Raw genomic sequence first — 18,979 nt, 5'->3', positions numbered from 1 at the left:
GACCCTGGCGGGACGGCCTTTTTGAATCGGAGCCCGATCAATGGTCAAATTCCTGCCGCTCAAGCAGGCCGTTGCGGAGAACCTCAACGATGGCGACGTGGTCGCCTTCGAAGGCTTCACCCATCTGATCCCGACAGCCGCAGCGCATGAGGCGATCCGCCAGGGGTTTCGCGACCTAACCCTGATCCGCATGACGCCGGACCTGATCTACGACCAGATGATCGGCATGGGCATGGCCAAGAAGATCGTCTTCTCTTATCTCGGCAATCCCGGTGTCGGCCTGCTGCGGCGCGCCCGCGATGCGATCGAGAACGGGTTTCCCCGGTCGATCGAGGTCGAGGAACACAGCCATGCCGGCATGGCCAATGCCTATGAGGCGGGCGCGGCCGGCCTGCCCTGCGCGGTGTTCCGCGGCTACCGCGGCACCGGGCTGACTGATGTCAATCCGAACATCAAATCGGTGACTTGTCCGTTCAGCGGCGAGGTGCTGGCGGCCGTGCCTTCCATCCGGCCCGATACCACTTTCATCCATGCGCAGAAAGCCGACCGGAAAGGCAATGTGCTGGTAGAGGGCATCATCGGCATCCAGAAGGAAGCGGTCCTGGCGGCCAAACGCGCCGTGGTGACGGTCGAGGAGGTGGTCGACAATTTTGACGATCTCCATCCCAATCTGACCGTGCTGCCGCGTTGGGCGATCGCGGCGATCTCGGTCGTGCCGGGCGGTTCGCACCCCTCCTATGCCCATGGCTATTACGCGCGCGACAACGCGGCCTATCTCGAATGGGACGAGATTGCCGCCGACCGCGAAAAATTCCGGGCCTGGATGCAGGCCAACGTGATCGAGAAGAGCGCCGACGATTTCGCGGCCCGGGTGGATCATTTGAGGAAAGCGGCATGAGCGACAATCATCTCGGCTTCACCCCCAATGAGATGATGACCATCGCCGCAAGCCGGGCGCTGAGGAATGACGACGTCTGCTTCGTCGGCATCGGCGCGCCGTCCGCGGCCTGCAACGTCGCGCGGCTGACGCATGCGCCCGACATGACCTTGATCTATGAGAGCGGCACGATCGGGACGGCGCCCGACGTGCTGCCGCTGTCGATCGGCGATGGCGAATTGTGCGAAACCGCCGTCACCACCGTAGCCGTGCCGGAGATGTTCCGCTACTGGCTGCAGGGCGGCCGCATTTCGATCGGCTTTTTGGGCGCGGCGCAACTCGACAAGTTCGGCAACATCAACACCACGGTCATCGGCGACTATTTCCATCCCAAGACCCGACTGCCCGGCGGCGGTGGCGCACCGGAGATCGCGACGTCGTCGAAGGAGATCTACATCACCATGGCGCAAACCGAGCGCGGCATGGTCGAGAAGATCGATTTTTTCACCTCCTTCGGCCATGGCGAGGGCGGCGACCACCGACAGCGGTTGGGCATCCATACATCCGGCCCGACATTGCTGATTACCGATCTCGCCATCTGGAAGCCGGATCCGGTGACCAAGGAATTCACCGTTGTCTCTCTGCATCCCGGGGTCACCCGTCAGCAGGTGCAGGAGAGCTGTGGCTGGGTTGTTAAGTTCGCCGAGGCGCTTGACGAAACACCGGCGCCAAGCGAACTCGAACTCGCGACATTGCGCGACCTGCAGGCCCGCACCAAGGCGGCGCATGAGGGAACCGGAAAAACAAAGGCTGCATAAAATGGCCCAGGCCTATATCTGCGACTACATCCGCACGCCGATCGGTCGCTTCGGCGGTTCGCTGTCTTCGGTTCGTGCCGACGACCTTGCTGCCATCCCCTTGAAGGCGCTGGCCGAACGCAATCCCGGCATCGACTGGCAGCGGATCGACGACGTCGTCTATGGTTGCGCCAACCAGGCCGGCGAGGACAACCGCAACGTGGCACGCATGGCCTTGCTGCTGGCTGGACTTCCGAAGGAGATACCGGGCTCGACGGTCAATCGCCTGTGCGGCTCGGGCATGGATGCGCTGACCATCGCGGCGCGTGCCATCAAGGCCGGCGAGGCGGAACTGATGATCGCGGGTGGTGTCGAATCGATGAGCCGCGCGCCGTTCGTCATGCCCAAGGCCGACGCTGCCTTCTCGCGCAATGCCGAGATTTACGACACCACCATTGGCTGGCGCTTCGTCAACCAGCTGATGAAGAGGCAGTATGGCGTCGATTCCATGCCGGAGACCGGCGAGAATGTGGCGGAAGACTTCGCGGTTTCCCGCTCGGACCAGGATACCTTTGCCGTGCACAGCCAGGACAAGGCTGTCGCCGCACAAGCCAATGGCCGGCTGGCGAAGGAGATCACCCCGGTGACCATCCCGCAGCGCAAGGGCGATGCGGTCATCGTGTCGAAGGATGAACATCCTCGCGCCGGCACAACCGTCGAGGCGCTGGCCAAATTGCCGACGCCGTTCCGGCAAGGTGGCACGGTGACGGCCGGCAATGCGTCGGGCGTCAATGACGGCGCGGCGGCACTGATCGTTGCCTCGGAAGCGGCGGTGAAGACATACGGGCTGACGCCGATCGCCCGTATTCTTGGCGGGGTCGCCGCCGGGGTCGCGCCGCGCATCATGGGCATCGGTCCGGCGCCAGCGACGCAGAAGCTCTGCGCGCGGCTTGGCCTGACGCCGCAACAATTCGATGTCATCGAACTCAACGAAGCCTTTGCCTCGCAAGGCATCGCCGTGCTGCGCCAGCTCGGTATTGCCGACGATGCGCCGCACGTGAACCCGAATGGCGGCGCCATCGCACTTGGCCATCCCCTGGGCATGTCGGGCGCGCGCATATCCGGCACGGCGGCGCTGGAGCTCCGTGAGCGCGGCGGCCGCTACGCGCTGGCCACCATGTGCATCGGCGTCGGCCAGGGCATTGCCATCGCGCTCGAACGGGCCTGAACAATCGCCCTTCCTGGCTGGGCCAGGAGAGTGGATATGCTCGAGCCTGCCAAATTTGACCATGTGGACAAAAGTCCGGACCCGTTCCATAGTTCCCTGTCTGATTTCAGGAACGGCCGGCTCGACACGGCTGTCAAACAGAGGGGCACTTCAATGGAAGACCGGAAGAACAGATCTCATTCGATGCGCGAAGGGCTGTCGCGGCGCAACGTGCTGGAGCTCGGCGCGCTTGGCCTGGCCGCGACGATGCTGCCGGGTGCGGCCTTCGCGGCGGGCAAAAAACTGAAGGTTGCGGCGATCTTCGCCACGCCGATCGAGGAACCCTGGGACAACCAGATCCACGTCGCCTTGCAGAAGGCCGAGAAGGAATTGGGCATCGAATACAAATGGTCGGAAAAGGTCCAGACCGCCGACTTCAGCCGCGTCATGCGCGAATGTGCGCAGGGCGGGTACCAGCTGGTGCTGGGCGATGCCTTCGCCGCCGAGCGTGAATCGCGCCGCACGGCAAAGCAGTTTCCCAAGACAGCCTGGCTGTTCGGCTCTGGCGCCGGGCCGGCCGAGCCGAATTTCGGCGTGTTCGACAACTGGATCCACGAGCCCGCCTATCTCTCCGGCATGATCGCCGGCAAGATGTCGAAGTCAGGCACGGTCGGCGCGGTGGCGGCGATGGGCATTCCGGAAGTGAACCGGCTGGTCAACGCCTTCTTCGCCGGCGCCAAGGAGGTCAACCCGAACGTCAAGAAGAAGGTCGCCTTCATAGGCTCCTTCTTCGATCCGCCCAAGGCCAAGGAAGCCGCGGTGGCGCAGATCGATGCCGGGGTCGATGTCATCTATGCCGAGCGCTTCGGCGTCATCGAGGCGGCGGTGGAAAAGAAGATCTTCGCCATCTCCAACATGTCCGACCAGTCGAGTCTCGGCCCCGACACCGTCATCACCGGTCCGGTCTGGGACATGTACCCGACGGTCGAGCAGGCGATCAAGCTGGTCAAGGCCGGTGTCTACACGGCGCAGGATTATGGCGATTTCTCGCGCATGGCCAAGGGCGGTTCGTATCTTTCGCCCTTCCACAAGTTCGACAAGACCTTGCCCGCCGAGGTCAAGGATCTGGTCGAGAAGAAGAAGGCCGAGATCCTGGAAGGCAATTTCCGCGTCGACGTCGACGAGAACACGCCGGTTTCGGATTGACGCTAATGGTTGAGGGGCTGGCGCGTGGCGCCACCCTCTGTCCTGCCGGCCATCTCCCCCTCAAGGCGGGAGATTGCAGCTCGCCGGCAGTGCTTGTCTCTCCAAACGCTGGTGGTGCCGAGAGCCGAAGTGACATCTGATCTCCCCGCTTGAGGGGGAGATGGCCGGCAGGCCAGAGGGGGTGCAGCGCCGCTCTCCGGGGGGCTAAGCTGGATCGCAAAGTCAGGAGACCCCTTGCCGACGTCCGCCCTACTCATCGAAATGCGCGGCATCACCAAGACCTTCGGCGCCGTCAAGGCGAACGAGGCTGTGGATCTCAGCGTGGCGCCGGGCGAAATCCTCGGGCTGCTCGGCGAGAACGGCGCCGGCAAGACGACATTGATGAACGTGCTGTTCGGTGCCTACGCGCCGGATGCCGGTGAGATCCTGATCCAGGGCCAGCCAGTCAGGATCCCCAGCTCGGCCGATGCGCTGGCCGCGGGCATCGGCATGGTGCATCAGCATTTTCATCTGGCGCCACGGCTCACCGTGCTGGAAAATCTGCTCATCGGTATTCCTGGCAAATCGGGACGAATCGACCGCAGCGCCGGGCTGGCGCGGCTTGCTGAAATCAGCAGCCAGCACGGGCTGACTCTCGATCCCAATCAGCCGGTCTCGGCGCTGTCGGTCGGCGAGCAACAGCGGCTCGAAATAGTCAAGGCGCTGTTTCGCGGCGCCAAGCTCTTGATCCTTGACGAGCCGACGGCGGTGCTGGCGCCGAGCGAGGTCGACGGACTGTTTTCGGCCCTACGCTCGATGGCGGCGCAAGGCCTGGGCATCATCTTCATCTCGCACAAGCTCAACGAGGTGCGGGCGCTGACCCATCGCTGCACCGTGCTGCGGCATGGCCGCGTCGCGGGCCGTGTCGACGACCCAGCCAACACGACGTCGGCTGCAATGGCTGAACTGATGTGCGGCCATGAGATCGTGCCGCCGGCAAGAGGATCGTCGACGCCCGGCGCCGATGTGCTGACGCTCGAAGGCATTTCAACCTCGAAGCATTCCGGCACGGCGTTGCGCGATGTCTCACTCGCGGTTCGTGCCGGCGAAATCCTCGGCATCGCCGGCGTCTCCGGCAATGGTCAGCGGGCGCTCGCGGAGACTATCTCGGGCACGCGTGCGCCCGACAGCGGTCAAATGACAATAGCCGGCAAACAGGTCGTGCGCTTCTCGCCGCGCGAAGTGCAGGCACTCGGCCTTGGCCGCATCCCGGAAGATCGCATGACGACGGGGCTGGTCACCAATTTGCCGCTCGCCGATTCGATGGTGCTGCCGCGCATCGGTACTTCAGCCTTTTCCGCCAAGGGCCTGCTCAAGCCGGATGCGATCCGCGCTTTCGCCGAAGAACAGATCAAGGCCTATGACATCAGATGTCCCGGGCCGATGACGCGCGCCGGCGCGCTGTCCGGTGGCAATCTGCAGAAGGCGCTTCTGGCGCGCGAGCTTGCTTTCGATCCGAAGGTGCTGATCGTCTCACAGCCGACACGTGGCCTCGACATCGGTGCGGCGCGCTTCATCCATGAAAAATTCCTCGACATGCGCGCCAAGGGCTGCGGCATCATCGTCATCGGCGAGGATCTGGAGGAACTGCTGGTGCTGTGCGACCGCATCGCGGTGATGTATGAGGGCCGCATCGTCGGCACGCTGGACAGTGCCGACGCGACCGTCGCCCGGCTCGGCCTGCTGATGACGGGCGCGGAGGGCCACTGATGTTCCGCCTCGAAGTCCGCACGTCCACGCCCGCCTGGTTCAACCTCGCGCTGCCGCTGCTGGCGATTGTCGCTACGCTCATCCTGTGCAGCGGCCTGATCGCGCTGGCCGGGGCGGGGGTGTTCGAGTCCTACGGCGTGATGTTCACGGCCTCGCTTGGCGACAGCTACGCCATCACCGAAACGCTGGTCCGTGCCGCCCCGATGATCTTTACCGGGCTGGCGGTGGCGGTCGCCTTCCGCGCAAAGTTCTGGAACATCGGCGCGGAAGGGCAATTGCTGGCCGGCGCGGTGGCGAGCTGTTTCGTCGGTGCGATCCCGATGCCAGGACCGCTTGCCATGCTTTTCATGGCTCTGGCGGGCGCGGCCGCGGGCGCGGCGGTCGCGCTGGTGCCTGCGACGCTGCGCGTAAAGTTCAAGGTCGACGATGTCGTGAGCTCCTTGCTGCTCAATTCGGTCATCTATTATGCCCTGATGGCGCTGATCGAGGGACCGTGGAAGGACAGCTTCAGCGGCTATCCGATCTCGCCGCCGATCGAGGATTCGGCGAACTTTCCGGTGCTGGTCGAAGGCACGCGGCTGCATCTCGGTGTCGTCGCGGCGCTTATCGCGGCCCCGTTGGTCTGGTTCCTGATCGTGCGCACGACGCTGGGCTTCCGGATCAGGGTCACCGGCGAAAACCCGGAAGCGGCACGCTATGGCGGCATCCATGTCGAGCGCGTGCTGCTGTCGACGGCGCTGCTGTCGGGCGCGTTGGCGGGGCTGGCCGGCGTCGGCGAGGTCGGCGGCGTGCATTTCCAGGTGATGAGCGATATCTCGCCGGGCTACGGCTATTCCGGCATTGTCGTCGCCATGCTGGCGCGGCTCAACCCGCTCGGCGTCGTGCCGGCGGCGATCTTCCTCGCAGCCGTGATGACCGGCGCCGAGGCGATGTCGCGCGCCACCGGCGTGCCGGCCTTCCTCAGCGACGTCATCCAGGGCACGGCGCTGCTTGCCATGCTGGTGGCGCTGCTGTTCACGGCCTATCGCATCCGTCGCGTCGGAGCCGTCGGATGAGCGCGGTGTTCGAACAGATTTTTCAGGTCGGCTTTCTCGCCGCCATCATCCGCATCGCCACGCCGCTAGCCTTTGCGACGCTCGGCGAAATGTTCTCCGAACGGGCCGGCGTGCTCAATCTCGGCATCGAAGGCATCATGCTGCTCTGCGCCATGACCGGCTTCACCGCCACCAGCCTCAGTGGAAGCCTGTGGCTCGGTGTGCTGGTGGCGGTGCTGACCGGCATGCTGATGGGCGCGCTGCATGCGCTGTTCACGGTGGTGCTCGGCCTCAGCCAGCATGTCTGCGGCATCGGCGTCACGCTGTTCTCGTCGGGGCTGGCCTATTTCCTCTACCGGCTGATCTTCGGCCAGCAACCGGTGCCGCCGAGCATCAAGGGTTTTCAGACGCTGCCGATCCCGGTTCTCTCGGACATTCCAGTGCTGGGACCCGCGGTGTTCAATCAGTTTGTGTTGGTCTACATGGCCATCCTGGCCGTTCCTCTGGCCGCCTTCATCCTCTACCGCACCCCGTGGGGGCTGTCGGTGCGCATGGTCGGCGAGAACCCGCGCGCGGCCGACTCTGCCGGCGTCAGCGTGATTGCCACGCGCTTCCAGGCCGTCATTCTCGGCGGCGCCCTGATGGGGTTCGCTGGTGCTTTCCTTTCGATGGCGCAGTTCAACGCCTTCACCTTCGGCGTCGTTTCCGGGCGCGGCTGGGTGGCGATCGCGCTGGTCGTCTTCGGCCGTTGGGATCCCTGGCGCTCGGCAGGGGCCGCGCTGCTGTTCGCCTTCGTCGATGCCTTGCAATTGCGCATGCAGGCGAGCGGCCTCGGCCACATCCCTTACGAGGCGTTCCTGATGCTGCCGTTCATCTTCACCATCGTCGCCATGGCCGTCATGTCGCGCAACGCGATGGCGCCGTCAGCGCTGCTCAAGCCGTTTCGAAGGGAAGAGCGATAGACTCAGGATTGGGTGTCCTTCCTATCCCTCCGGAGGGGGAGAGGAAGGGCGTCAAGCTGTCCCGGGATGAAGACTGGACCTTGGGACGCCTCACATCGCTGTAAACCCATTATCGACAAACAGATGCGTGCCGTTGACGAAACTGGACTCGTCGCTGGCCAGGTAAAGCGCTGCCTTCGCCACCTCTTCAGGCTCGCCGATGCGGCCCTGCTGCGCCGCAAGTGCGGCATCGGATACATCGACGCCGAGCTTACCGAGATCGGCAACTTCCCGCAGACCGTGCGGCGTGCGGATGAAACCGGGGCAAACCGCGTTGCAACGGATGTTGCGGTCGCGGAATTCCACCGCGATGGCGCGGGCGAACATGTGGCAGGCGCCCTTGGTGGTGTCGTAGAGCACTTCGTTCGGCGTTGCCGCCACCGCCGAGATCGACGAGGTGCAGACGATCGAGCCCCCGGCCGCCGCGATCATCCCGGGCAGCACGGCACGCGTCATGAGGAACATCGAGCGCACATTGACGGCGTGCAGCCAGTCCCATTCCTGAACCGTCGTCTCCAGGAACGGCTTAATCACGATGGTGCCGGCATGGTTGAACAGCACGGTGACAGGTCCGAGCTTTTCGGTCGCCCCTGTAACCGCAGCCGCGACCTGGGCCTCATCAGACACGTCGGCCACCCAGTGTTCGGCTACGTGTCCCCGCGCGCGTATCGCGGCCGCGGTTGCCGCGGCGGCCGCACCGTTGCGGTCGATGATCGCCACCTTGGCGCCTTCGGCGGCGAACAGTTCCGAGGCCGCGCCCCCCATTCCCGTCGCGCCGCCCGAAATGATGGCGACCTTGCCGGCCAGTCTTGTGCCCATTTTTCTGCTCCCACTCGTTTGGATAATCAGGTTGACTGGCAGCGATGCTATCCCCTCCTGAACCGACTGGCCAATGCACGAATAGGCGCAGCAATGACAAGCACATAGGTCCCTCCATGCGCATGGAGCGATGCCGCCGTGCTCTTCCGATCGGTTGCCGGGACCCATGCCAACAGCAACTTCACACCAATTTTTGGCTCTCTATGAGAAAATAATTCTGCCAGTTGCGCGAAAATAGCAATCGACAAAGTCTACAAATTTTATAGATTAATCGGCAAGACGGAGGTCGACATGTCCTATTTGCAGAACGCCCAGACCGACAGCAACGGCCAGCGAGTGGCCAATGCCCAGGGCTTTCGCCCGGCCTTTGCCGGCGCTTTCGCCTATCTCGTCTTTGCCCTTGCGTTCGTGTTCACCGGGGCAGTCGTGCTGGGCCTTATTCCCTAAGGCACGGGATCGACAGGGGCTGCTGCCCCACAGCTTTCAGGCAATCGGAGTTGCAGGCAATCGGAGTTGAATGAGCCGGATCCCGGAGCGTTTTCGCGCGCCTGAGGATTTGCATTTCACAGCATCAGTGATTCCAGTGATGGAGGAGATGACAATGCCGATCGAATTCACGCATATACCCGGCAAGACCGCCGACGCGGCGGTTCCCTTTTTCTATGACTTCGCCGAGACCTCGACCAAGCTCGGGCTGATCGAGGACGGCGGTTTCCAGAAGATCGTCGTCGACGATTCGGCCGGGCTGCTGACCAACATGGATCTTGCGTCGCAGGTGCTCAACCGCACCGCTTCGCTGGAAGTGGTGCTCACCCACTGGGCCGGCGTGATCGAACCGACGGTGGCTGCCCGCCAGCTGGCCTCCATCGACAGGCAGAGCGGCGGACGGCTGGCGCTCAGGATGATCAGCGAGCCCTTGAACGACGACGATGCCGAGACGCGGCCGGTCGGACATGGCGTCGTCTGGCAGCGCATCGACGAATATCTGGTGCTGTTGAAGCGGCTGTGGTCGAACGACCGGCCCTTCGATCACGAAGGCGCGTTCTACAGCATCAAAAACGGTTATGTGCCGCGCAAGGGCCCACATGGCGCCGACCTCTTGGTGCGCATGGGCGGGCAATCCGGAACGGCGCTGAAGGTGGCCGGCCGGCATGCCGATGTCTTCGAACTGGCGCCGGGGCCGATCGACGATATCAGGCAATTAATGGAGCGGGCACGTGGCGCCGCGGCCGAACATGGCCGTGCCGGCAAACTGCGCTTCGCGCTTCCGGTCAGGATCCACCAGGGTGTTTCCGCCGCCGGCCACAAGGCCGTGGACCTATCCGGCCCGCCGGCCCAGGTCGCGCTGTCGCTGCTCGCCTATGCCGGGCTCGGAATCGATGAGTTCATGATCGTCGGCGTCGACACGCCGCGCGAGATCGCGACGGCCGGCCGGGAAACATTGGCGCTGCTGCGCAACTCGCTGGCGCGCCGGGAGGCCAGCGAGTTCCAGCCTGGAGCTTATGCGCCTCGCCCAGGATTGGAGACGCGAGCAGCGGGGTGAAGCCCATCAATCGTCTGTTGCTTCAGGCCTGTCGCCAAGCCGCGACAGGCCCTTAATGACAGCGTCCGAATCGGCCAGCACGCCGAAGACGCCGTCCTCGACCGTCACCATGTGCAACGCCGCTTCATGCGCTTGTCTGTCGCCGCTGGCGCAGGCGTCCGAAATCGTCAGGCACTGGAAATTGCGGTCACAGGCCTCGCGCAGCGTGGTGTGGACGCAGACATCCGTCGTGCATCCGGAAAACATCAGATGTGTGATGCCTTGCGCACGCAGCACAAGCTCGAAATCCGTATAGGTGAAGGCGCTGTTGCAGGTCTTGTCGACGATGATGTCGTGCGGCGCGACGTCGATCTCCGGAACGATCTGGAACCCAGCGCCTGAGCGCAGCAGGACGTCGGTGCCGTCGAGGCCGGAACGCTTGCGGCGCCATTTCTCGTAGGGCATCATGTCGGCCATGTCGGCGCGGTAACCCTGTCTGGTGTGGATGACCCTGACGCCGGCTTTGCGCGCGGCGGCGATCAGGCGGTTCACGACGGGCAGGATCGCCCGCAGCGGCGAGGGGTCATACCCCTTCCTGGCGAAATAGCCCGATGTCGACAGGAAATCCTGTTGCAGGTCGATGACGACCAGCGCGGTGTTTTCGGCAACCAGCCGGCCGTCATAAGGGTAGTCGAAGGGTGTCGCGTTGATCATCCGGAGCTCCTTGCCGCCGGCTCACCCTAGCGCGTCCGCATCGATGCGGCGACACCTGGTGCCGACATGCGGCCCGGGCCGGAGATCGCCGGCGCGGATCGGCCGGCTGCGCGAACGACGGTCCGTACGCGGCAACAATGACGCCCGCCCTGGAGCGTTTCAGTTTTGCGGCGCATTCCCAAATTGCCGAGTGTTGCGGTCACCTTAAATCTTGACTATCAAGTTCATGTTTCATAGTCAACCGGGCACCTGCCTCCGCAGCCAGGATCGGAATGCGGCGGCCGGGCTGGAGAAATGCCGTGACCATGGGCGAAGCCGATAGCCAGACAGCATTCGATATCGATGCAGTGTGTTTCGCCGTCAACGGGCGGACGCTGCTCGGTCCGGTCTCGCTCGAATTGCGGCGCACGCGCGTCTACGGGCTGATCGGCCATAATGGTTCGGGCAAATCGACGCTGATCAAGCTTTTGGCGCGCCAGCAGCCGGCAAGCTCCGGCGCCATCACTTTCGCCGCGCGGCCGCTATCCCAATGGGGCGCGCGCGAGCTGGCGCGGGCTCTTGCCTATCTGCCGCGGACGACGCCGGCGGCGACGGGCTTGACCGTGCGCGAGCTGGCAACGCTTGGACGCTATCCATGGCACGGCGCGCTTGGGCGTTTCGGCGTCATGCTGCTCGACGAGCCGATCTCGGCGCTCGACCTCGCACATCAGGTCGCGGTGCTGGGCCTGGTCAGGGAGCTCAGCCGCAAGCGCGACCTGTGCGTCGTCGTGGTGCTGCACGACCCCAACATGGCGGCGCGCTACCGCGATGAGCTGATCGCGCTGAAGGACGGCAAGCTGCTGACGCGCGGCACACCGGACGAAATCATGCGGAGCGATGTGCTCAAGGACATTTTCTGCGTCGAGATAGGTGTGTTCGCGCATCCCGTCACCGGCCAACCCGTCGGCCATGTGCGGTGAAGTCGTCGCCAGCGATTGCAGGAACCAAGCAAGCGGCTGGCCGCCGTGAGAACAAGGAAGAAGCTCATGTCGAGACATGGTTTGTTGGCGGCGGTGGTCGCATCGCTTATCCTGGGGACAACCGGGGCGATGGCCCAGGAGCAACCGGCCGGCTCTTCTCCAGCGGTTGAGGCCCCTGCCGCGCCGGTACAAGCAGCACCAGCTGCCATGGCGCCCGCGCAGCCAGCCGGCCAGCCGAGCGCGACAGCGCCGGCCGAGGCCGCGCCTGCCGGAGCGATGGACCTGAACCTGCCGCATGACCTGTCGCCATGGGGCATGTTCAAGGCGGCCGACATCATCGTGAAGGCGGTGATGACTGGACTGGCCTTCGCGTCGCTCGTCACCTGGACGACATGGCTGGCCAAATCGCTGGAGATTTTCGACGGCAAGCTGCGCCTCCGCCGTGCCGTCCTGGCGATCGGCGATGCCGCGACGCTGAAGCAGGCGAGCCGCGCGCTCGACCGCGGTGGCGGCCCCGGCGCGCTCCTGGTGCGGGCAGCGGAAGAAGAGGCCGCGCTTTCGGCCGATGCGCTCGACCATGTCGGCGGTGACGGACTGAAGGAACGGGTCAGCTCGCGCCTGTCGCGCATCGAGGCGGCTGCGTCGCGGCGCATGTCGCGCGGCACTGGCCTTCTGGCGACGATTGGTTCCACCGCGCCTTTCGTCGGCCTGTTCGGCACCGTCTGGGGCATCATGAACGCCTTCATCAGCATCTCGCGGGCCCAGACCACCAATCTCGCCGTGGTCGCGCCGGGCATCGCCGAAGCGCTGCTGGCCACCGCGATGGGTCTCGTCGCGGCCATCCCAGCTGTGGTGATCTACAACGTCTTCGCCCGCTCGATAGCCGGCTACCGGCAGATCCTCGCCGACGCCTCGGCCGGCGTCGAACGGCTGGTCAGCCGCGACCTCGACTTCCGCGCGATAGCGCCGGCGACAGCCTTGGCGGCGGAGTAGCGGGAGCGACGCCATGAGGAGCAGAATTCGACAGACGCTGGACGACGACCTCGAGGAAAGCCACGAGATCAACGTCACGCCCTTCATCGATGTCATCCTTGTGCTCCTGATCATCTTCATGGTCGCCGCACCGCTGGCGACGGTGGATGTCAATGTCGACCTGCCCGGCTCGACCGCGACGCCGGCGCCGCGACCGGAGACGCCGCTGTTCCTGACGCTGAAGGACGATCTCAGCCTAACGATCGGCAACGACACGGTGCCGCGCCCGGCTTTTGCCGCCACGCTCGGCAGCCGTACCAAGGGCGACAAGCGGACGCGGATATTCCTGCGCGCCGACAAGGCGGTCGCCTATGGCGACCTGATGGAGGCGATGAACCTGCTGCGGGCAGCCGGCTATCTGAAGATCGCGCTGGTCGGTCTGGAGGCCGCGCCGACCGGTGATATCGCCGCGCCGGCGCCAGGCAAAACGGCCGCTCCATGACGCAATCGGCCGCCTCGCCCACGGTGGTGCTGTCGCGCTTCGACTGGCGCGACCTTGGCCTATGGGCATCCGCGGCGGTGCTTGTGCTTGGGGCTCATTTCGCGGTCGCTTATGCCGTGCGGAATTTCAGTCCGGTCGACCTGTCGGATGGCGGAGCGCCACCGGCCCTGGTGATCGAAATGGCGCCGATGATGGTAACGCCGGTGGTGCCCGAACAGGCCGCGATCCCCGACGCGGCCATTCCCGACCGGACCGAGCCGGTCGAAGAGACCGAGAAGGCAGCCGAGGCCGAGCCTGACAAGGTGGCCGAGCAAGCGGAGCCTGTTGCCGAGGCCGAGATGGTCCCGCCCAATGAGCCCACGGAGATGACGAAGGCCGAACCGGTCGAACAGCCGCCGCTGGAAGAGGTCGTCCCCGATATTGTCGAGACCGTCGCGCCGGAGGCTGTCGTTCCGCTGCCGCGGGCAAAGCCGACGGAGCGGCGCAAGCAAAAGAAACCGGCCGAAGCCAAGGTCAAAAAGCCGGTCGACAAGCCAAGGCCAAGGCCGAAGAAGAAAAAGGCCGAGCCACCGAAGACGGCAAGTGCCGCGAGCGCCGAGGCCAAGCCTGCGGCCAAGGCGGCGGCGCCGAGATCGGCGGCCGGGTTCTCGGGTGTCAGTCCGGCCAAATGGGAATCGCGGCTGACGGCGTGGATCAATCGCCACAAGCGCTACCCAAGCGCCGCGAAATCCCGGCGCGCGCAGGGGAATGTGAACGTGACTTTCACAATGGCCCCATCCGGCCGGGTCCTGTCGGCCCGGGTCGCCCGTTCGTCCGGCGATGCCGAGCTCGACCGAGCCGCGTTGGCGGTGCTGCAGGGCGCGACCGTGCCGGCGCCGCCGGCGGAACTCGGCCCGCGCGTCAGCCGTACAGCGCCATTCGTGTTCAGTTTGCGGGACTAATGCATGTGGGTCGGCGGCCGCGTTTCTCAGCAGCGGCAGCAAGCTTTGCAGCGTATCGAGCGTCTCCCAACGGCTCGGCCGCGAGCCAGCCGTGCCGCAAGGCCGACAATTGCGTCTCGCTACGCTGTTCTTGGCTGAGCGTGGTTGTCTTTCGCGTGTGCCTTGGGGTGCATCGGGTTGCCGCTGAGTTGCGCATGTCGTGCTGGCCGTGCGCCGCGCAAGACGTCGAAGGCCTCGGCATAGGCCATGCCGAGCAGATAGGAGATCATGGGGAAGCGGCTTGCTTCGGCCATCTGCACCAGCTCATTGGTCATCGTCGCGATATATTGAAGACTATCGAGCTCTGACTGACGTAAGGCCTGATTTGACATGTTCTGCTCCTGTCATCGGATGGAACTCTAGGAATGCGTACTGGCTGAACTGGACATATTAGGTCGGCTAGTCGACCGGCCGAATGCGGTGTCAAGTTCCGGGGTTGAGAGGGTCAACTGAATGGGCGGGTCGGTGAGGCGGTCGAGGCTCAGAAGGCGCTTGACCGCCGAATGGCTCAGCGCCGCCGTCGGACAGGCCGACAAGCCGTGCCTGGTCGCCGCCAGCATCATGTTCTGGCCAATGTGGCCCGCCTCGATCAGCACGACGCGGTGGGCGTTGGCGTCACCATGTTTCCACATCGTGCGGTCGAGCCTGGCATAACGCAGGATCAGGCACGGGCATGGCGCGTTGTTCACTTCTTGGTCATTTTCCCACATTTCCCGACCCCAAGGGATTTGTCGAAAGATCCCGGAAAGGGATCCGCGAGAAGAAAGGTAAGGTCGGGAGAGTTAATGATCTGTTAAAATTGTAGTAAATCCAATATCAGCTAAAATATCTTTCTTGTGGGAAAGTCTAAAAAAATCGATTTTACTCGGCCATGGAGTAGGCAATCGCTAGCATACGCTTTTTCGGGATATTCTTGTTCTTATCCAGCGTAAGCAAGCGGCTAGGCCAGCCCGTCCCGAGCGAGGCCGACGACGAGCTGGTCGAGGCTGGGATCGTCGAGCCTGACGGCATGCGCCATGCGGATCGCATGCCTGGGCCTGATATTGGACCTATCCTGCCGCATGATGACGGACACGAATGCCGGCCCGGCTTCGGTCAGAAGCATGGCCTTGCCCGTCAGCACCGGTTCGGCGATAGGCGCCCATTGCACCGAGATCAGCGACGGCTCGCCTGTCTGGCGGCGGTTGACGCCGCTGAAATAGATCCAGTTAAGGCGCGAGATCGCCACCCCACAATGATTGCCGCGTCCCCGCGCCCATGCCGAGCCACGATGCTCCGACCATCCGGTGACCCTGCGGAACGTGCCCAGCTCGGCCTCACGCCGCACGAAGGTCACCGACCGCATCAGCAGATCGGAGCGGGTCGGAATTGAAAAATAGGTGAGATAGATGCCGCCGGCGATCGACGGGGCGGGTGGGCGGATCATCTGGGTGACAGGCTTTCGAAAATCGGCGGCAGGCCGAGAGCCGCCGGCTCGGGGATGCCGGGGTCCCGGTACAGTTCGGCTTCTTCGACGTGCAGGTAGTCGCAGATCAGCTTGGCCCTTGCAGAGCCGCCTGAGATTTGCAGCGAGGTTCTCGCGAATGGACACTTTTTGCTTCCCCCAGCGCCTCCAGAGGCCGATCACACTCCAGCACCACCCGCTCATGGCTATGGTCTCCAGCCTCGCCGCTGACGGCTCCAACACCACCACCATGACTTACCAGAACCTCGCAACAATCATGTCGCGGGGACCACCAACTTTGAAGGAACAACCTATGTCCAGATACAGCGAAGAACAGATGAGCGGCAGCGCACGCCACACCTACAGCGAACCGACCGAGCAGGAACGAGCCTTGATGGCGATGTCCACGACCCAGCGAGAGGAGCTTATTGACCGGATGCGCTATGACGCGGCCCGAGCGACCCACCTAGAGAAAGAGGCCCGCATGAAGGCCCAGATTGCAGCAGCGACCGAGGTCTCTTTAGCCGGCAACCATTGGTATCAGGCACAGCAGCGGGGCCAACTCAGCCAGCGCGTCTCCGTCACCAACGGCCAGACCACTGTGGAGCAGCTTAATGCCAAGGCTCCTCCCTCCAATAGCAGCGCCTTTGCCGTCCCGCCGCGCGCCTTTGTCGACAGCCTTCGGGTGACCATCGGCGGCATTCAGCTTGGACCAAGCAGGCCCGGCAGATGGCTGAAGATGGCGAGATCAGCATGGAGGACTACGGCGAGGCGGTCGCGCGGGCCGTTGCGCCTTATGGCTATGGGTCTTTCCGATAAGCTCGACCGTCCAAGAACAGCCTCGGGGTGACAATCCCGAGGTGGCGGTTGAGCATGATGCTGATGACGACGCGGGCGACGACCTGACGCCAGAGCAGAAGGCGGAGAAGACCCATCAAGAGCTTTCTGATGGCGCTGACAGGGCCTTGAACCGATGGGCGGAAGCGCAGCCGGTTGAAGTTCAACAGGCCGTGGTCGACACCTTCGCGGAAACAGGGGTCATCGACTTTGAAGCGGCAGGCGTGGACCAGCTTGAGGCCCAGGTGGTCGAGGCTGCGTTCACGGCTCGTTAGGAGAGTCCTTGCGCCACTCGGGCTGACCCTCGAAAGCTGGTCTGAGCACATCGACGAGGCCGAGTTGCCAGAGTTCAGGCGGGCCGTTGTGCGTGGGGACTGGGCGTTGCTCACCCGACATGCTCAGGCTGCTGCGAAGATGCGTCTCGACCTCGGCATATAGCAGCACCACCATCCCGAAGGGGGGTTAGGTCGCCATCTCCGGTGAACCATTTGCCCCAAGCTCACAGCCCCCTTCGGGCTCTCCCCTAACAGGCAAGTACCCTGCGCGCAGCGGCGCTTTGGTCTGGAGGCACATCGTGCGCCCAGATTGCTTCACCACGTTCAGCGCAGCCTCGGTGGGCCGGGAAACATCAATTCAACAGGAAGGTAATTCAGACAGTGAGCAGAAGCAGAACCCCGCGCGCTCTTAACCCGACTTGCGAGGAAGCAGACAACTATTCCCGCGTGGTCCTGAGATGGGACTTCAGCGAGGCCAAGGCGACCCGAATCATCGAGTGTCGCAACCAAATCCAATGGATCATTCAGTACAAGTCAGGAACGCGCGGCGGTCACCCCTCATGGCGACCTCAGTCCTACTGTCGGACCCGTCAGGGCCTTGAACGGCATTTGCCGGGGATGGCTGAGGAGATCGCCGCAGGGTTGCCGGTCAGGTTCGTTGAGGTGGGAGAGGCTTAGCGAGTTGAGATAATCGTCTCCTGCCCGTAGAGGTCGCGCTTTAGCCGGTTACCACGGGTAGTACGATGTAGTTGCCGTAGAGGGACACAATAAGAAGGAATGAGGCCATGATCACGCCTCCATAGGCAGCGCTGGTCTTGCTTTCAAGTTGTTGCTCTCTGCTGGGCCAACTACGGTAGACAAGCCAGATTGAGAAAAGGGTCATGGCGAACGAGAACCCGAACATGACAAGCTCGAAGGTGTGAAAACTGTAGTGTCGAATAAGAGTGCCGCCCACGACGAGAGGCACACCGATCAGCAGCCACATCCTGACCTGACGCCGCAAATCCCAATTTGCCATGACTTGCCTCGCGATTGATCCGATATGCCGGTGATCATAGACAGAGAAATTGTTGAATGCCTGATAGGATTTCGGAGTGGTTGGAACAAAGGCGAAGGGCACACACCGGCGACGATGGAGCCGGGATGGCCTGAAACGTGGGCCAAACGAAAGAGGCCCTTTCGGCTATCTTACTGATTTTACTGTGAGATATGCCTTCTAAATTCCGCTGGTGGAGCTGAGGAGGATCGAACTCCTGACCTCGTCATTGCGAACGACGCGCTCTCCCAGCTGAGCTACAGCCCCGTCCAGCGGATGGCGCATTTATCGGGCGCCGCGGTTTCCTGTCAAGGCGGCGCTTCACTGAAAAACCGGCTGCCGGTCGCGTGGCGGAACCCTGCCCTTGCCGGTTTGGCGCGTAATGGCTACATGTCGGCAACAATTGGAGTCCGGCATGCTCGCCCTCATTCAAACCATCGTCATGGCGCTCGACCTCTATTGGTGGGTCATCATCGCCTCGGCGATCTTTTCCTGGCTCTATGCCTTCAACGTCGTCAACTCGCGCAACCAGTTCGTCGGCAGCATCGGGAACATGCTCTACCGCCTGACCGAGCCGGCGCTGCGGCCGATCCGCCGCTTCATGCCCGACCTTGGCGGTATCGACATCTCACCGATCATCTTGTTGCTGATCCTGTTCTTCCTCAGGCAGTTCATTCTCACCACGATCGCGCCGCTGCTGCTGGCCTGACGATCGCATGAGCGCGCCGTTCCGCATGCGCGAGAACGGCGTCGATCTGTTCGTGCGGCTGACGCCTAAGTCTTCCATGGACCGGCTCGACCTCGTCGAAACATTGGCGGACGGACGCAGTCACGTGAAGGCGCGGGTCCGCGCCGTGCCGGAAAATGGCGCCGCCAATCAAGCGCTGGAGAAGCTGGTCGCCAGGGCGCTGGGTGTTCCGGCATCGGCCGTTTCGGTCGTTGCCGGCGGTACGGCCCGCCTCAAGACGTTGCGGATATTGGGCGATCCGGAGGCGCTGGTGACAGCTGTCGGAGCGCTTTTCCAAAATTGAGATGCAGGCGGGACAGC

Annotated in this window: 22 protein-coding genes, 1 tRNA gene and 1 pseudogene; 17 read left to right on the top strand and 7 right to left on the bottom strand. The window is 63.6% G+C overall.

Features of this window, described 5'->3' with window-relative positions; all coding sequences use genetic code 11:
• Positions 1 to 40: 40 nt before the first annotated feature.
• The 7 genes from AC3CB8_RS02770 to AC3CB8_RS02740 all read left to right on the top strand — a co-directional run bounded on the left by AC3CB8_RS02770 (position 41) and on the right by AC3CB8_RS02740 (position 7,832).
• Entirely contained in the window at positions 41 to 898 is an 858-nt protein-coding gene (locus tag AC3CB8_RS02770) for a CoA transferase subunit A (protein WP_023794804.1), read from the top strand.
• Positions 895 to 1,695, top strand: a complete 801-nt coding sequence (locus tag AC3CB8_RS02765) for a CoA-transferase subunit beta (protein WP_352595854.1) — start codon at positions 895 to 897, stop codon at positions 1,693 to 1,695. Before AC3CB8_RS02770 ends, AC3CB8_RS02765 begins: the two co-directional genes overlap by 4 nt.
• Position 1,696: 1 nt before the next feature.
• Entirely contained in the window at positions 1,697 to 2,902 is a 1,206-nt protein-coding gene (pcaF, locus tag AC3CB8_RS02760; protein WP_352595851.1) for a 3-oxoadipyl-CoA thiolase, read from the top strand.
• A 153-nt stretch (positions 2,903 to 3,055) separates the two neighbouring features.
• Positions 3,056 to 4,087 carry a BMP family protein gene (locus AC3CB8_RS02755; RefSeq protein ID WP_352563973.1) on the top strand — a complete coding sequence of 344 codons (1,032 nt, stop codon included), beginning with the start codon at positions 3,056 to 3,058 and terminating at the stop codon, positions 4,085 to 4,087.
• Between the two features lie 261 nt (positions 4,088 to 4,348).
• Positions 4,349 to 5,836, top strand: a complete 1,488-nt coding sequence (locus tag AC3CB8_RS02750) for an ABC transporter ATP-binding protein (RefSeq protein WP_435053037.1) — start codon at positions 4,349 to 4,351, stop codon at positions 5,834 to 5,836.
• The gene (locus tag AC3CB8_RS02745) at positions 5,836 to 6,891 is read left to right on the top strand and encodes an ABC transporter permease (protein WP_352563974.1); all 1,056 of its coding nucleotides are present in this window, start codon (positions 5,836 to 5,838) and stop codon (positions 6,889 to 6,891) included. The genes AC3CB8_RS02750 and AC3CB8_RS02745 overlap by 1 nt, the downstream gene beginning before the upstream one ends.
• Positions 6,888 to 7,832 (top strand): ABC transporter permease, encoded by a 945-nt coding sequence (locus AC3CB8_RS02740; protein WP_352552996.1) that lies wholly within the window; start codon positions 6,888 to 6,890, stop codon positions 7,830 to 7,832. Before AC3CB8_RS02745 ends, AC3CB8_RS02740 begins: the two co-directional genes overlap by 4 nt.
• Before the next feature lie 90 nt (positions 7,833 to 7,922).
• On the opposite strand, the gene AC3CB8_RS02735 is transcribed toward AC3CB8_RS02740, so the two are convergent.
• Positions 7,923 to 8,690: an SDR family NAD(P)-dependent oxidoreductase gene (locus AC3CB8_RS02735; RefSeq protein WP_023771830.1), complete on the bottom strand. Its 768-nt coding sequence runs from the start codon at positions 8,688 to 8,690 to the stop codon at positions 7,923 to 7,925.
• 291 nt (positions 8,691 to 8,981) lie between these two features.
• Between AC3CB8_RS02735 and AC3CB8_RS02730 the strand changes: the two genes are divergently transcribed.
• On the top strand, positions 8,982 to 9,137 hold the full coding sequence (locus tag AC3CB8_RS02730) for a hypothetical protein (protein WP_352563975.1): 156 nt from the start codon (positions 8,982 to 8,984) through the stop codon (positions 9,135 to 9,137).
• A gap of 154 nt (positions 9,138 to 9,291) precedes the next feature.
• Entirely contained in the window at positions 9,292 to 10,233 is a 942-nt protein-coding gene (locus tag AC3CB8_RS02725; protein WP_023784179.1) for an LLM class flavin-dependent oxidoreductase, read from the top strand.
• Positions 10,234 to 10,239: 6 nt separating this feature from the next.
• Here AC3CB8_RS02725 and AC3CB8_RS02720 read toward each other — a convergent pair whose 3' ends face one another.
• Complete coding sequence (locus tag AC3CB8_RS02720; protein ID WP_023784180.1) at positions 10,240 to 10,926, bottom strand: cysteine hydrolase family protein; 687 nt, start codon at positions 10,924 to 10,926, stop codon at positions 10,240 to 10,242.
• Positions 10,927 to 11,231: 305 nt separating this feature from the next.
• Between AC3CB8_RS02720 and AC3CB8_RS02715 the strand changes: the two genes are divergently transcribed.
• The 4 genes from AC3CB8_RS02715 to AC3CB8_RS02700 all read left to right on the top strand — a co-directional run bounded on the left by AC3CB8_RS02715 (position 11,232) and on the right by AC3CB8_RS02700 (position 14,300).
• Positions 11,232 to 11,885 (top strand): ATP-binding cassette domain-containing protein, encoded by a 654-nt coding sequence (locus AC3CB8_RS02715; RefSeq protein ID WP_352564049.1) that lies wholly within the window; start codon positions 11,232 to 11,234, stop codon positions 11,883 to 11,885.
• A gap of 66 nt (positions 11,886 to 11,951) precedes the next feature.
• The gene (exbB, locus tag AC3CB8_RS02710; RefSeq protein WP_023771826.1) at positions 11,952 to 12,878 is read left to right on the top strand and encodes a tonB-system energizer ExbB; all 927 of its coding nucleotides are present in this window, start codon (positions 11,952 to 11,954) and stop codon (positions 12,876 to 12,878) included.
• A gap of 13 nt (positions 12,879 to 12,891) precedes the next feature.
• Positions 12,892 to 13,359 (top strand): TonB system transport protein ExbD, encoded by a 468-nt coding sequence (gene exbD / locus AC3CB8_RS02705; protein WP_023771825.1) that lies wholly within the window; start codon positions 12,892 to 12,894, stop codon positions 13,357 to 13,359.
• Positions 13,356 to 14,300 (top strand): energy transducer TonB, encoded by a 945-nt coding sequence (locus AC3CB8_RS02700; protein WP_352563977.1) that lies wholly within the window; start codon positions 13,356 to 13,358, stop codon positions 14,298 to 14,300. The genes exbD and AC3CB8_RS02700 overlap by 4 nt, the downstream gene beginning before the upstream one ends.
• A 119-nt stretch (positions 14,301 to 14,419) precedes the next feature.
• Here the strand turns inward: AC3CB8_RS02700 and AC3CB8_RS02695 are convergent, their stop codons facing one another.
• From AC3CB8_RS02695 to AC3CB8_RS02685, 3 genes and pseudogenes are all read right to left on the bottom strand, one after another.
• Positions 14,420 to 14,671: a hypothetical protein gene (locus AC3CB8_RS02695; RefSeq protein WP_023771823.1), complete on the bottom strand. Its 252-nt coding sequence runs from the start codon at positions 14,669 to 14,671 to the stop codon at positions 14,420 to 14,422.
• 27 nt (positions 14,672 to 14,698) lie between these two features.
• Entirely contained in the window at positions 14,699 to 15,028 is a 330-nt protein-coding gene (locus AC3CB8_RS02690) for a nitroreductase family protein (RefSeq protein WP_352563978.1), read from the bottom strand.
• Positions 15,029 to 15,279: 251 nt separating this feature from the next.
• Positions 15,280 to 15,930, bottom strand: a pseudogene (locus AC3CB8_RS02685) (XRE family transcriptional regulator).
• A gap of 166 nt (positions 15,931 to 16,096) precedes the next feature.
• Here AC3CB8_RS02685 and AC3CB8_RS02680 point away from each other — a divergent pair.
• Positions 16,097 to 16,633: a hypothetical protein gene (locus AC3CB8_RS02680; RefSeq protein ID WP_352563979.1), complete on the top strand. Its 537-nt coding sequence runs from the start codon at positions 16,097 to 16,099 to the stop codon at positions 16,631 to 16,633.
• Positions 16,634 to 16,643: 10 nt separating this feature from the next.
• Complete coding sequence (locus tag AC3CB8_RS02675) at positions 16,644 to 16,895, top strand: hypothetical protein (protein ID WP_352595848.1); 252 nt, start codon at positions 16,644 to 16,646, stop codon at positions 16,893 to 16,895.
• 718 nt (positions 16,896 to 17,613) lie between these two features.
• On the opposite strand, the gene AC3CB8_RS02670 is transcribed toward AC3CB8_RS02675, so the two are convergent.
• Positions 17,614 to 17,913, bottom strand: a complete 300-nt coding sequence (locus AC3CB8_RS02670; RefSeq protein ID WP_352563980.1) for a hypothetical protein — start codon at positions 17,911 to 17,913, stop codon at positions 17,614 to 17,616.
• Positions 17,914 to 18,122: 209 nt separating this feature from the next.
• A tRNA-Ala gene (locus AC3CB8_RS02665) sits at positions 18,123 to 18,198 on the bottom strand.
• A 148-nt stretch (positions 18,199 to 18,346) separates the two neighbouring features.
• Here AC3CB8_RS02665 and AC3CB8_RS02660 point away from each other — a divergent pair.
• Together AC3CB8_RS02660 and AC3CB8_RS02655 are read left to right on the top strand one after the other, a co-directional pair.
• A complete protein-coding gene (locus tag AC3CB8_RS02660) occupies positions 18,347 to 18,640 on the top strand; it encodes a YggT family protein (RefSeq protein WP_023771816.1) in 294 nt (97 codons plus the stop codon).
• A 7-nt stretch (positions 18,641 to 18,647) separates the two neighbouring features.
• Positions 18,648 to 18,962, top strand: coding sequence for a DUF167 family protein (locus AC3CB8_RS02655; RefSeq protein ID WP_023771815.1), 315 nt, complete (start codon positions 18,648 to 18,650; stop codon positions 18,960 to 18,962).
• Positions 18,963 to 18,979: the final 17 nt, after the last annotated feature.

It is taken from the genome of Mesorhizobium sp. P160927 (assembly GCF_057766385.1).
The sequence above is the reverse complement of the archived record's forward strand: the minus strand, read 5'-3'. Positions and strand labels throughout refer to the sequence as shown.